The organism is Terriglobus roseus DSM 18391, from assembly GCF_000265425.1.
GTDB classification, from domain to species: domain Bacteria; phylum Acidobacteriota; class Terriglobia; order Terriglobales; family Acidobacteriaceae; genus Terriglobus; species Terriglobus roseus.
This window is the reverse complement of sequence record NC_018014.1, coordinates 1,057,122-1,069,419: the sequence shown is the minus strand read 5'-3', so window position 1 is coordinate 1,069,419 and position 12,298 is coordinate 1,057,122. Positions and strand designations below refer to the sequence as shown.

Sequence of the window (12,298 nt, the reverse complement as noted above, 5' to 3'; positions counted from 1 at the left end):
GAGGTACAAATGTGTTGCGATTCGCTGCCCTTCTAGCCGCTCTCATCACGGCGTTACCCATCGCCGCACAGACGCCCATCAAGCTCGATGTCATCGCCATCCACCCGCACAAGAGCACCGGCGACGATCCGTCCAATCGACAGATGCTGCCCGGCGGACGCCTCGCCATCAGCGCCACCTCGGTGCACGCCCTCATCCGCATCGCCTTCGGTCTCGACGACGACACCATCCTGAATGAACCCGAATGGGCGCGGAACGAACTCTTCGACATCAACGCCACCACCGTCGATCGCGCCGAGGTCAAAACACCGGAGCAATTCCAGCAGGTCATGCTGTCGCTGCTTCAAAACTCCTTCGGCTTCCGCTACCACCGCCAGCAACGCCAGGGGCAGGTCTACTGGCTCGTGCTCAGCAAACCGGGCAAACTCGGCCCAGCCCTCAAAGCGTCCGCAGAAGGAACCCGGCAAAACCTGAGCATGAACGGCGACCGCATCATCATCATGCGCGGCACCGCCATCACCATGCCCGACCTCGCAGCATCGCTCCGCCGCCGTGCAGGCCGCCGGGTCGAGGACCACACCGGCCTCACCGGCGCCTACGACTTGCAACTCCGATGGACCTCCGACGATACCGCCGTCACCGACGACCTCACACTGCCCGCAGCCCTCAACCAGTCCCTCGGCCTCAAGCTGCAATCCGCCAGGGGCAACATCGAAGATGTCAGCGTCGACAACCTGCAACAGCCCAGCAACGACTGACCGGAAACACATAAGACGGACCAGGCTCTGACCGATCGTCCCTACAACAAACGCCGGGTGCCCCACATCTCGCTTCTGAGATGTGGGTTTTCGAATCACCACCACCGAACGAGGAAGCCACCAATCCGGGTGCCCCACCTTTGCGAAGCCAAGGTGGGGATTCGTGCAAAGCACGAACCAGCCGCGCACGAACCAGCCGCGCACGAACCAGCCGAGCACGAACCAGCCGCGCACGAACCCGCCGTGTGCCGACCGGCCGTGCACGAATCTCCGGCATTTGGAAGGGCACAGCTTCAGCTGTGCCGAAAACATACCCTATTGAAACCGGGCTTCAGCCCCCGAGGTCCGCTTTTTGTTCTTGCGCCGCAGAGGTAGAAGCCAAAACTAATCGGCCGGGTGCCCCATTCATGCGCGCTCTCTGCGCATGAGTGGGATCTCGCGCAAAGCGCGACCCGGGAATCCGCAAACCATTCCTTACCAACACGAAAGGATGTTGCCGCAACCACCGCAACCCACTACCGTGGACACCATGCGAGCCCTCGCCCTGCTGCCACTCCTCATCACCCTCACCGCCCAAGCGTCGGACGTCACCGTCCTCGTCCGTCCCGGCGCCACGCCCAACGGCCCGACCGAGTTCCCGACGATCCAGAACGCCATCGACCACGCGCCCGAACCCACAGCAGGCGGCCGCGTCACCATCCGCATCACGCCCGGCACCTACAAAGAACGCCTCTGGATTCCGCAGAACCGCCCCAACCTGACACTCGTCGGCCTCGGCACAAAGCCCGAAGACACCGTCATCACCTCCGACCACTTCGCAAAAACGAGCGGCGGCACCTTCTTCACCGAAACCGTCGAGGTCAACGGCAACGGCTTCGCAGCCGACAACCTCACCTTCGCCAACACCGCCGGCAACGTAGGCCAGGCCGTCGCAGTCTCCGTCCTCGCAGATCGCGCCATCTTCAAGCGCTGCCGCTTCCTCGGCTACCAGGACACCCTCTTCGCCAACTACGGTCGCCAGTACTACGTCGACAGCTACATCGAGGGCGCAGTCGACTACGTCTTCGGCAACGCCACCGCCGTCTTCGACCGGGTCCAGTTCCACACCGTCGCACCCGGCTACATCACCGCGCAAAGCCGCCTGCGACCCGACGACCCCACCGGCTACGTCATCCGCAACAGCCACCTCACCTTCGCCCCCGGCGCCGAAGGCACCGCCATGACCGACAACGCCGCAAAGAAGACCGCCCACGGAGTCTTCCTCGGCCGCCCCTGGCGCCCCTACTCCCGCGTCGTCTTCCTGAACACCCGGATCGACAAAGGCCTCGAACCCGCCGGCTGGTCCGACTGGAACAACGGCAACGTCCTCACCACGGCCTTCTACGCAGAAGACGGCTCCAGCGGCCCCGGCGCCGACACAGCCGACCGCACCCCCTTCGCCAAACGCCTCACCTCGGCCCAGCGCCGCACCTTCGAAACCCGCACCTTCCTCAACGGCCCCGACCGCTGGAACCCAGAAGCAGAAGCAGCCAAACTCCCCTAACTCCTCAGGAAAGCCACGAAACCGGGTGCCCCATTCATGACGGCATCATCGTCATGAGTGGGTCCAGAGGCCGCGGGAGCCACACCCAAAAAACGTGTCAAGCCCCAAAACCCATAACTCGCATAACATCAACAACTTCCACCCGCCAATAATTTCCCCGGAAAAAGCTACAATAGAAGTTAAGGATTCGAGCGATCCCAGCCCGGTTGGCGGACCGGACCGAGCGAGCTAAGTCCAATGGAATCTAATTTTTGCGTGTAAGTCCAATGGAATCTAATTTTTAGCCGGACCGCTCGCACTAAGTCCTTTAGAATCTAATTTTTGCGAAAAGCAGGGGGGAGGGGTACCCCTCCCATAAGGCCACGCGCGTGCCAACAGAACTCGTAGAACAAATCGACAAAAGCACTCCCATGCCAGAGCGTCCACGCATCGGCTTCGTCTCGCTCGGCTGCCCCAAGAACCTGGTCGACAGCGAAGTCATGATGGGCATGGTCCACCACGCCGGCGCGGAACTCACGCCCACCGCGGAAGACGCAGACATCATCGTCGTCAACACCTGCAGCTTCATCGACTCCGCCAAGCAGGAGAGCGTGAACACCATCCTCGAGATGGTCGCGCACAAGACCGGCGGCCGCGCACGCAAACTCATCGTCACCGGCTGCCTCGTCGAGCGCTACCGCGACGAGATCCGCAAGAACATCCCGGAAGTCGACGCAGTCCTCGGCACCGGCGAACTCGACGGCATCCTCCGCGCCGCAGGCCTCACCCCAAAGCCGGTACCGCAGAGCGGCCCGTTCAACATCCTGACCGAGAACCAGAAACCAGAAACTAGAAACCAGCAACTCGGCGAAGCCCACGACCACGCACACCTGGAACTAGGCGGAGCAGCAGCCCTCGAAGTAGAACTCGCCCAGGGCAATCTCTCCTCCGCCAGCATCGCGGACAGCAACCTGATCGACCGCGCCTCCAGTGCCGTGCGCAAGCACTCGCAGATGGAAGTCCCGCAGCAGACCTCGCGCCCCGAAGGCGACCTCCGCGAACGCAACGGCCGCTTCAACCGTGACGCATGGGACGGCGCCACCGCCGAGCTGCCCAGCTATCTCTACAGCGACGACACACCGCGCATCCTCACCACGCCGCGCGCCTCCGCTTACATCAAGATCGCCGAAGGTTGCGATCATCCCTGCGGCTTCTGCATCATCCCGCAGCTCCGTGGCAAGTTCCGCTCGCGCCGCATCTCGTCGATCCTCAACGAAGCCGAGAACCTCATGCGTCAGGGCGTCCGCGAGTTCACCCTCATCGGCCAGGACACCACCTGCTTCGGCGAAGACCTCGGCCTGCGCGACGGCCTCGCTACCCTGCTGGAAGCACTCGCAACCATGCACGTCGAGGGCATCGGCACCATCAAGTGGCTCCGCTTCCTCTACGCCTACCCGAACAAGGTGACGACGAAGCTGCTCGAGACCATCGCCGCCCATGACAACATCGCCAAGTACCTCGACGTCCCGCTCCAGCACGCCTCCGCAGCGACGTTGAAGCGCATGAAGCGCGGCGGCTCCGGCGACATCTTCCTCAAGATGATCGACAAGGCCCGCACCATCGTTCCCGGCATCGCCATCCGCACCGCATTCATCGTCGGCTTCCCCGGCGAGACCGATGCAGAGTTCGAAGAACTCGAGAGCTTCATCAAGGCCGCAAAGATCGACTGGCTCGGCGTCTTCAGCTACTCCGACGAAGAAGGTGCAGCAGCCTTCGACCTCGGCGAGAAAGTACCGAAGCGCACCATCGAAGCCCGACGCCGCCGCCTGATGCGCACCCAGCTCAAGATCAGCGCCAAGGCACGCGCAGCGCAGGTTGGCCGCGAGGTCGAAGTCCTCATCGAAGGCCCCAGCGAAGAGACCGAACTCCTCTGGCAGGCACGCACCATGCAACAAGCCCCTGAGATCGACGGCCACGTCCTGATCAACGACTTCGGCGACCGCGAAGCCTTGGTCCCCGGCACCTTCTACCGCGCCGAGATCACCGAAGCCCACGACTACGACGTCGTCGCACGCATCCTCGATTAGGCTGCTTGCATGAGACATAGCTGGAAGCAACACGCTGCTGCGGCGGCAGTTTCTGTGTGTCTGTTGACCTTGGTCGAATATGCCTTTGTGCACCACTCTTATACGGGGGAGCGAAGTGCTTACCTTGCTCGCCAGGCGAAATTCTACGACCGACACACTTACGGCAATGGCGTCGGGTTGGCTCTATTCGGCTCATTGATCACGGCGGCCGGTGCTGTCTGCCTTGCAGTGATCCCCTACGAACTGATCCTCAGGGCGCTCAACAGCAAGCGCCTCGGTGGCGAAGACTGACATCGCGCTGAAGGCGCGAGCTATCCTAGCCCAGGGCAAAGCCCTGGGTTTCCCATCCCACGACGCGACTGCGGGCTGAAGGCCCGCGCTAAAATCCTCACGAGGAACACAAGACACATGGCAACACCAGCAGACGCAGACATCATCCTGAAGCTCTACGACCTCCGCCGCGAAGAAGTCATGCGCAAGGCGCGAAACTACGTTGGCATGGAGTTCTGGCCGACCACCGTCGAAGAGTTCAAGACGATCCACAATCCCACGAACCCCAACAACGTCTACTGGCGCCAGGTCATCAGCTTCTGGGAGGGCATGGCACAGCTCCCGCTGCACGGCGCCGTCGACCCCGAACTCTACCTGGCAACGCAGGGCGAGGCACTCTTCCTCCGCGCAAAGTTCGCGAAGATATCCGAAGAAGCCACCGGCAACACCTTCATGCCCAACACCAAGAAGCTCGTCGACGCCAGCGAGAAAGCAAGCGCTGCCTTCGAAGGTATGGTCAAGAACCTCGACGCCCGCCGCGCACAGATGACGGCAGCTAAGTAACCCCATGGAAACGACACTCCCCAGCCCGAAGTTCCGCGACGGCGCACAGCGCTTCCTCGCCGGAACGCTGCAGACGCACAACAATGCCGATGCAGCGGAGTCGATCCCCGTTCAGTGGGGCGACTTCTTCGCGCTGGACGTGCCCGAGATCCACACGGCCAGCGTCACCTACGGCGTCATCGTCCGCGCCGACGCCGACAGCATGGAGTACATGTGCGCCATTGAGGTACCCAGCTTTGACGGCGTCAACTCGCCGCATCGCGAAACGCTTCCCGCAGCGCGCTACGCCGTCTTCACCGTCGACGGCCTCGAGCACATCGGCGAACACTGGTCCCAGATCTACGCAACGTGGCTGCCGGCATCCGGTTACACGCTCGCACCGTCGCCCGCCTTCGAGCGGTACGATGATCGCTACGACCCTGAAACCGAGACCGGCCCCATCGAACTGTGGGTTCCTGTCCAACCTGTGAGTTAGGACTATGTCGCAAGAACTGCACTGCCCGATCTGCAAGAAAATCGTCACCACCGCCAATGCGGACTTCCCGTTCTGCAGCGACCGCTGCCGCATCCTCGATCTCGGCAAGTGGGCCAGCGGCGACTACAAGATCACCTCGCCCATTCACGATCCCGATCTGCTCGAAGACCTCGAGCGCGAACAGAACCGCATGCGTGAGAACTAACGCGTGAGCGCAGAAGGTAACTACGACGGACCCGCCGCCGGTCTGGGAGGCGTCAAACGGACGCGCTGGGCGTGGATCGCTGGCACCTTCTTCGGTGCAGGCTTCATGAAGCCCGGCCCGGGGACCTACGGTTCCGTCGCCGCAACACTCGTGTGGTTCGCCATCGCACGCCATGTTTCCATCCATTGGCTGCCGCTCATCACGCTCGGCATGGCCGCCCTTGCGACCGCCATCGGCATCCCCGCGGCAACACGCATCGCCCGTGAGAGCGGCCGCAAAGACCCGCAGATCGTCGTCATTGACGAAGTCGCAGGACAGTGGCTGACGCTGGTCTTCTGCCTTCCGCAAATGCCCTTCGCCCTCCTCGGTCTCGTCTGCTTCCGCATCTTCGACATCCTCAAGCCGCCGCCCATCCGCCGGCTTGAGAAGCTGCCCGCAGGCACCGGCATCATGGTCGACGACCTCGGCGCAGGCGTCTACGCGCTCATCCTGCAGACCGTCATCCAGCAGGCATGGATCGTCTGGCAGATCGCCGCGCACGCGCCGAAGCACTAGGCCGTTTGCGCCGCGCATGTCGCAGGCATACCCTGAAAGACGATGACGCTTCTCGATCACCTCCGCGGCCACGCCGACCCCAACGCGCCGCACCTCGTCTCCGTCTCCCCCATCGCGGCGATGCCGGACGGTGTCGTCGACCTTCGCGGAACGCACCTCGGCGGCGCACTCCTGCCGCTGATCACCATCGGCGAGACACCGGCCCCAACGACGCTCACGTCGCCAACGCGCGTGACACTGCGCGTGCCCGACGGTGCCATCTCCGGCGATGTGATCCTGCAACTCGGTGACAGTCACTCCAACGCCCTGCCGCTGCGCGTCGCTCTCCCCATCGCGGACAATCTGCACCCCATCGCGAACCCGGCGATCGACGGCGAAGGCAACATCTACGCAACCTTCTCCGGCTCGCGCGGCCAGGAAGTTCCTGTCTCGATCTTCCGTATCGATCGCGAGTACAGCATGCGCGCCTTCGTACGCGGCCTGCCCAACGCCAGCGGCCTCGCCTTCGGTCCCGACGGCTACCTCTACTGCTCCTCCCGCGCCGAGGGCACGGTCTACCGCATCAGCCCGGACGGCGCCATGGCACAGTGGGCCGAGGGCATGGGCATCGCAACCGGCCTCGCCTTCGACGACGACGGCAACTGCTATGTAGGCGATCGCAGCGGAACCATCTTCAAACTCGACCTGCAGGGCAGCGTCTTCGTCTTCGCAACACTCGAGCCCTCGGTCTCCGCCTATCACCTGGCCTTCACCAACGAAGGCACGCTGCTCGTCACCGGCCCAACAACCAGCAGCAACGAGGCCATTCACGCGATCTCACCGGAAGGCGAAGTCAGCACCTGGTATCGCGGCCTGGGCCGCCCGCAGGGCATGGCGGTCGACACGGACGGCAACGTCTACGTCGCCTCATCCTTGCAGGGCGAACGCGGCATCATCCGCATCACGCCCGACAAGCAAGCCTCCGTCGCCATCAGCGGCAGCGGTCTTGTAGGCCTCGCCTTCACCGACGACAACGCCGCAGTGCTTGCGACTACCAGCGGACTTTATACCGTGGAGATGGATGTCGAAGGCCGCCTGAGCCGCTAAGGCTCTGCCTTGCATCGTAAGAGCATCATGATCGCTGAAATCATCGCCGTCGGCAGCGAGATGCTGACGCCCTTCCGGCAGGACACTAACTCACTCGCACTCACCGCCGAACTCAACAAGCTCGGCGTCTCCGTCGCCTTCAAGACCATCCTCGGCGACTCCATGGAGCAGCTGACTGACTGCGCACGCATCGCACTGCGCCGCGCGGACATCATCATCTTCTCCGGCGGCCTCGGTCCAACGGAAGACGACCTCACGCGCGAAGCCGTTGCATCGGCGCTTGGCGTAGGCCTCACGCGCAACGAAGCCGTCGTCGAAGCCCTCCGCGCACGCTTCGCCAAGCGCGGCATCACCATCCAGGCCATCAACTTCAAGCAGGGCGATGTCATCGACGGCGCAGAGCTGCTGCCCAACGCAAACGGCACCGCACCAGGCCAATGGATCGCCACCGAGTACGAAGGCAAGCCCCGCTACGTCGTGTTGCTGCCCGGACCACCAAAAGAACTGACCGCCCTCTACGCCGACCAGGTGAAGCAGCGCTTGCAGCGTGTCGTCCCGCAGCAGCACATCGCCATCGGACAGTTGCGCATGGCCGTCGTGGCAGAGAGCGAAGTCGACGCACGCACCGCCCCCATCTACATGCAGTTCACCGACGTGCAGACGACCATCCTCAGCACACAGGGCGAAATCCAGCTCCACTTCGCCTGCGCCAAACCCACCATCGAAGAGGCGCAGGCGCGCGTCGACGAAGTGCTCTCTCTCTGCGAGCACGAGATGATGGACTTCGTCTTCTCGGCCGACGGCGAATCGCTTGAGCAGGTCGTCCTCCTCATGATGGGCATGCGCCACCTGACACTCGCCACCGCCGAAAGCTGCACCGGTGGCCTCATCGCGCAACGCCTCACCGCCATCCCCGGATCCTCACGATCGTTCCTCGGCGGCGTTGTCGTCTATGCCGATCAATTGAAGACCGCGCTCGTAGACGTACCGAAGCCACTCATCCAGCAGCACGGCGCAGTCAGTGAAGAGGTCGCACGAGCGCTTGCCGAGGGCATTCGCACAAGAACAGGCGCAGACCTCGGCATTGGTGTCACCGGCATCGCAGGCCCAGGCGGAGCCACGCTCAACAAGCCCGTCGGCCGCGTCTACCTTGCACTCGCCGATGCCAACGGCACCGAAACGCGAGAACTGAACCTGACGGGCGACCGCGAACGTGTGCGCTGGTTCACCTCGCAACACGCCCTCAGCATGCTGCGTCACAAGCTCCTGTAAGACCACGCTGATAGACTCAAAGTCCGCTATGACTCCTCTCGTTCTCTGGATCATCACCCTCGCCATCGCATACCTTGTGGGCTCCATCCCAACGGGCTATCTTCTCGTGCGCACCTTCCGCAACGAGGACATTCGCGAGAGCGGTTCCGGCAACATCGGCGCAACCAACGTCGCACGCTCCGGCGCAAAAGGCCTCGGCATCGCCACGCTCATCCTCGACGCCCTTAAGGGCGTTCTCGCCGTCGTCATCGCACAACACATGGCGCAGTGGGCCGGCTTCCCCAACGGCTACGACCTCGAAGCCGTAGCCGGCCTCTTCGCAGTCATCGGACACATCTTCCCCGTCTGGCTCGGCTTCCGTGGTGGCAAGGGTGTCGCGACCGCAGCCGGCGTCTTCGCCGCGTTGATGCCGCTGACAACCCTCGTCTGCATCGGCATCTTCGCTGTCGTCTTCATGCTGACGCGCTACGTCTCGCTCGCCTCCATCGTCGGCGCCGTCTCGCTTGCCATCCTCTGCATCGTCTTCGACACACGCCGCGAACTCATCGTCGATCTCGTGTACGTCGCCATGCCGCTCCTCGTCATCGCCAAGCACCACGGCAACATCAGTCGCCTACTCGCGCACACCGAACCGAAGTTTGGGACGAAGCCCGCAGCATGAGTCGCATCGCAGTCCTCGGAGCAGGTGCATGGGGAACGGCGCTCGCGCTGTCCCTTGCGCGCCAGCAGCGCCACACCGTCACGTTGTGGGCACACACACCCGCGCACGCGGAAGCCATGGAACAGACCCGCGAGAACGCGAAGTTCCTCCCCGGCTTCCAGCTCCCATCCGATCTCGCCATATCATCGTCACTCGATGCCGCCGTCGACCAGGCCGATGTCCTGCTCGCCGTCACCCCATCCGATTACATGGACCAGACCATCCACGCGATCGCACCCGCGCTCCGCGAGAATCACCTCTTCGTCTCCGCCTCCAAGGGCATTCAGGACAGGACCTTCCGCCGCATGAGCGAGGTTGTCGCTGCGGCTTCTCCCATTCGTTTCGCCACACTCGGCGGCCCCTCCTTCGCGCGTGAAGTAGCCGCCGGGCTGCCCACGGCAGTCACTCTCGCAACACGCGATCAGGATGTCGCACGCGCTCTGCAAAGCGACTTCTCCTCCGAGTCGCTGCGCGTCTACACCAACGACGACGTCGTAGGCGTTGAACTCGGCGGCGCACTCAAGAACGTCATCGCCCTCGCCGCCGGCGTGGTGGACGGCCTGCAACTCGGCAGCAACGCATCCGCAGCGCTCATCACACGCGGCATGGCCGAGATCACGCGACTGTCCGTCGCCTGCGGCGCACGCCCGGAAACCATGGCCGGTCTAGCCGGCTACGGCGACCTCGTCCTCACCTGCACCGGATCGCTCTCGCGCAACCGCACCGTAGGCGTGGAGCTCGGCCGCGGCCGCACTCTTCCAGACATCCTCGCAAGCCTCAACGGCAAGGTCGCCGAAGGCGTTCGCTGCACCGGCGCCGCACTCGGCCTGGCGCGCCAACACGGCATCGAGATGCCGATCACCTCTGAGATGTACGCCATCCTCCACGAAGGCCGCTCCCCCGTCGACGCCATCCGCGCACTCATGACCCGCCCGGGCCGCGACGAATCTGTTGGGTAGTCGGCTTTCGCTTCGGCGATACGGTCCCAATGTCCATACCCCGAAAGTATTTCCGCAGAAAAGCAACCGAAAGTTCTGAAAAATCGTCCCGCGAATCCTTTTCGCTGTTAGACTACCGCTCCCCACCCGAGTGCATCCCTTGTACTGAGACGGAACCGCCTGCGCTGCAAGTGTGCGCGACGGAGCGGTCCGCCACTTACGACGATCGAAAGATCACGAGGGAATCATGAAACGAATTGGCATCCAGGCATTTCAGTTTGGCGCAGCAGCGCTCTTGAGCAGTGCACTCGCATGTGGCGCTTTCGCACAGGAACTGAATCCCACCGCAGATCCGCAAACGCGCGTTGGCGTCCAGAACGGCGGCCGCCCGGTCGGTGAACTCAACGGTGTGCCCCTTTATCGCGTGAACGTGGTCCGCCGCGACCTGGATGCCGTCAACTACCTGCACCGCAGCGGCTCCACCAAGATTGCCTTCACCGGCACGCCGCTCCTGCCCAACGCAAAAGGTGAAGCAAAGGTTGACAGCGGCAAGGGCCGCATCAACATCGAAGTCAAGCTCAAGGGCCTCACCGCCGCCAACGGCTTTGGTCCGGAATACCTGACCTACGTGCTGTGGGCCATCACACCCGACGGCGCTCCCCAGAACCTTGGCGAAGTTCTTCCCACCGGCGGCGACCACACCGTTGAGATGGAAGTCACCAGCAACCTGCAGTCCTTCGGCATGATCGTCACGGCAGAGCCTTACTTCGCTGTCAAGGTTCCCAGCGACGTCGTCGTCATGGAGAACCACGTCATCGAAGACAAGACCAATGGCGTCCTGGAAAAGGTGAATGCGAAGTACACGCTGCTGCCCAAGGGCCTCTACGCGCAGACCGAAGGCGCGAAGACGGTCTTCCGTCCCGTGACTCGCGACGAGCACAGCCCGCTCGAACTCTATGAGGCGCACAACGCCTACCAGATCGCCCTCATGGCCGGTGCAGACAAGTACGCTCCCGACATCATGGCTCAGGTGAAGACCAGCCTGCAGAACGCCGATGACATGGACCAGAACAAGCATCGCGACGTGAAGATGGAAATCACCATGGCGCGCGAGGCAGTACAGCGCTCGGAAGATGCTCGCATCAGCACCCTTCGCAAGAAGGAGCAGGAGCGCTCGCTCGCAGAAGTAAACGCCCGCAAGGACGCACAGCTCCAGGCTCAGGCTTCGCAGATGCAGGCGCAGCAGGCAGCACTCGCAGCAGAGCGCGCACGCGCTGCAGCCGATCGTGAAGCAGCAGAACGCGCACGCGCGGAAGCAGCCGCAGCCGACGCAAATGCGAACGCTGCATCTGCGGAAGCAAAGGCAGCAGCAGCACAGAACTCCGTCAAGGCAATGCGCGAACGTCTGCGTTCGCAGTTGAACGCCGTCCTTGCCACGCAGGAGACTGCTCGCGGTCTCGTCGTAACCCTCGGCGACGTACTCTTCGATACCGGCAAGAGCGCTCTGAAGCAGAACGCGCAGATCTCCCTTGCGAAGGTTTCGGCCATTCTCATGCAGTACCCCGACCTGAAGCTGCAGATCGACGGCTACACAGACTCTGTGGGCAGCGACGAACTCAACCTCAAGCTGAGCCAGAGCCGTGCAGACTCCACACGCGCCTTCCTTGTCAACAACGGTGTAAGCCCGGCTAACGTCACCGCAATGGGCTTCGGCAAGTCGAACCCCGTCGCCGACAACGGCAGCGCCGCTGGTAAGGCGCAGAATCGCCGCGTGGAGATGGTCGTCTCTGGTCCCTCCATCGGCGTCGTCACCCAGGCAGAACCGGCACCCGTGCAGTAATCAACGACACGCGACATTGTGCGCGT

Annotated in this window: 13 protein-coding genes; all 13 read left to right on the top strand. The window is 63.1% G+C overall.

Going from position 1 to position 12,298, the window contains the following annotated elements:
* The first annotated feature begins 11 nt into the window (after positions 1–11).
* The 13 genes from TERRO_RS04685 (at position 12) to TERRO_RS04625 (ending at position 12,272) form a co-directional block, all read left to right on the top strand.
* Complete coding sequence (locus TERRO_RS04685; RefSeq protein ID WP_425358498.1) at positions 12–758, top strand: TIGR03435 family protein; 747 nt, start codon at positions 12–14, stop codon at positions 756–758.
* A 490-nt stretch (positions 759–1,248) separates the two neighbouring features.
* Complete coding sequence (locus tag TERRO_RS04680) at positions 1,249–2,301, top strand: pectinesterase family protein (protein ID WP_245536215.1); 1,053 nt, start codon at positions 1,249–1,251, stop codon at positions 2,299–2,301.
* Between the two features lie 410 nt (positions 2,302–2,711).
* Positions 2,712–4,367: a MiaB/RimO family radical SAM methylthiotransferase gene (locus TERRO_RS04675; protein ID WP_014784846.1), complete on the top strand. Its 1,656-nt coding sequence runs from the start codon at positions 2,712–2,714 to the stop codon at positions 4,365–4,367.
* A gap of 9 nt (positions 4,368–4,376) precedes the next feature.
* Positions 4,377–4,658, top strand: a complete 282-nt coding sequence (locus TERRO_RS04670) for a hypothetical protein (RefSeq protein ID WP_014784845.1) — start codon at positions 4,377–4,379, stop codon at positions 4,656–4,658.
* 117 nt (positions 4,659–4,775) lie between these two features.
* On the top strand, positions 4,776–5,201 hold the full coding sequence (locus TERRO_RS04665) for a DUF4760 domain-containing protein (protein ID WP_014784844.1): 426 nt from the start codon (positions 4,776–4,778) through the stop codon (positions 5,199–5,201).
* A gap of 4 nt (positions 5,202–5,205) precedes the next feature.
* Positions 5,206–5,676: a GyrI-like domain-containing protein gene (locus tag TERRO_RS04660; protein ID WP_014784843.1), complete on the top strand. Its 471-nt coding sequence runs from the start codon at positions 5,206–5,208 to the stop codon at positions 5,674–5,676.
* 4 nt (positions 5,677–5,680) lie between these two features.
* Complete coding sequence (locus TERRO_RS04655; RefSeq protein ID WP_014784842.1) at positions 5,681–5,881, top strand: DNA gyrase inhibitor YacG; 201 nt, start codon at positions 5,681–5,683, stop codon at positions 5,879–5,881.
* A gap of 3 nt (positions 5,882–5,884) precedes the next feature.
* Entirely contained in the window at positions 5,885–6,436 is a 552-nt protein-coding gene (locus TERRO_RS04650) for a phosphatidylglycerophosphatase A family protein (protein WP_014784841.1), read from the top strand.
* 42 nt (positions 6,437–6,478) lie between these two features.
* Positions 6,479–7,522 carry an SMP-30/gluconolactonase/LRE family protein gene (locus tag TERRO_RS04645; protein ID WP_014784840.1) on the top strand — a complete coding sequence of 348 codons (1,044 nt, stop codon included), beginning with the start codon at positions 6,479–6,481 and terminating at the stop codon, positions 7,520–7,522.
* 27 nt (positions 7,523–7,549) lie between these two features.
* Positions 7,550–8,794, top strand: coding sequence for a competence/damage-inducible protein A (locus TERRO_RS04640; RefSeq protein WP_041592978.1), 1,245 nt, complete (start codon positions 7,550–7,552; stop codon positions 8,792–8,794).
* Between the two features lie 28 nt (positions 8,795–8,822).
* Positions 8,823–9,455, top strand: a complete 633-nt coding sequence (plsY, locus tag TERRO_RS04635; RefSeq protein ID WP_014784838.1) for a glycerol-3-phosphate 1-O-acyltransferase PlsY — start codon at positions 8,823–8,825, stop codon at positions 9,453–9,455.
* On the top strand, positions 9,452–10,453 hold the full coding sequence (locus TERRO_RS04630; RefSeq protein ID WP_014784837.1) for an NAD(P)H-dependent glycerol-3-phosphate dehydrogenase: 1,002 nt from the start codon (positions 9,452–9,454) through the stop codon (positions 10,451–10,453). The genes plsY and TERRO_RS04630 overlap by 4 nt, the downstream gene beginning before the upstream one ends.
* 226 nt (positions 10,454–10,679) lie before the next feature.
* A complete protein-coding gene (locus TERRO_RS04625) occupies positions 10,680–12,272 on the top strand; it encodes an OmpA family protein (protein WP_014784836.1) in 1,593 nt (530 codons plus the stop codon).
* Positions 12,273–12,298 lie beyond the last annotated feature (26 nt).

Excerpts from the sequence above, each read along its gene's own strand:
- TERRO_RS04680 (WP_245536215.1), top strand. The coding sequence starts at position 1,249 with ATGTTGCCGCAACCACCGCAACCCACTACCGTGGACACCATGCGAGCC.
- TERRO_RS04675 (WP_014784846.1), top strand. The coding sequence starts at position 2,712 with ATGCCAGAGCGTCCACGCATCGGCTTCGTCTCGCTCGGCTGCCCCAAG.
- TERRO_RS04670 (WP_014784845.1), top strand. The coding sequence starts at position 4,377 with ATGAGACATAGCTGGAAGCAACACGCTGCTGCGGCGGCAGTTTCTGTG.
- TERRO_RS04665 (WP_014784844.1), top strand. The coding sequence starts at position 4,776 with ATGGCAACACCAGCAGACGCAGACATCATCCTGAAGCTCTACGACCTC.
- TERRO_RS04660 (WP_014784843.1), top strand. The coding sequence starts at position 5,206 with ATGGAAACGACACTCCCCAGCCCGAAGTTCCGCGACGGCGCACAGCGC.
- TERRO_RS04655 (WP_014784842.1), top strand. The coding sequence starts at position 5,681 with ATGTCGCAAGAACTGCACTGCCCGATCTGCAAGAAAATCGTCACCACC.
- TERRO_RS04645 (WP_014784840.1), top strand. The coding sequence starts at position 6,479 with ATGACGCTTCTCGATCACCTCCGCGGCCACGCCGACCCCAACGCGCCG.
- TERRO_RS04640 (WP_041592978.1), top strand. The coding sequence starts at position 7,550 with ATGATCGCTGAAATCATCGCCGTCGGCAGCGAGATGCTGACGCCCTTC.
- plsY (WP_014784838.1), top strand. The coding sequence starts at position 8,823 with ATGACTCCTCTCGTTCTCTGGATCATCACCCTCGCCATCGCATACCTT.
- TERRO_RS04630 (WP_014784837.1), top strand. The coding sequence starts at position 9,452 with ATGAGTCGCATCGCAGTCCTCGGAGCAGGTGCATGGGGAACGGCGCTC.
- TERRO_RS04625 (WP_014784836.1), top strand. The coding sequence starts at position 10,680 with ATGAAACGAATTGGCATCCAGGCATTTCAGTTTGGCGCAGCAGCGCTC.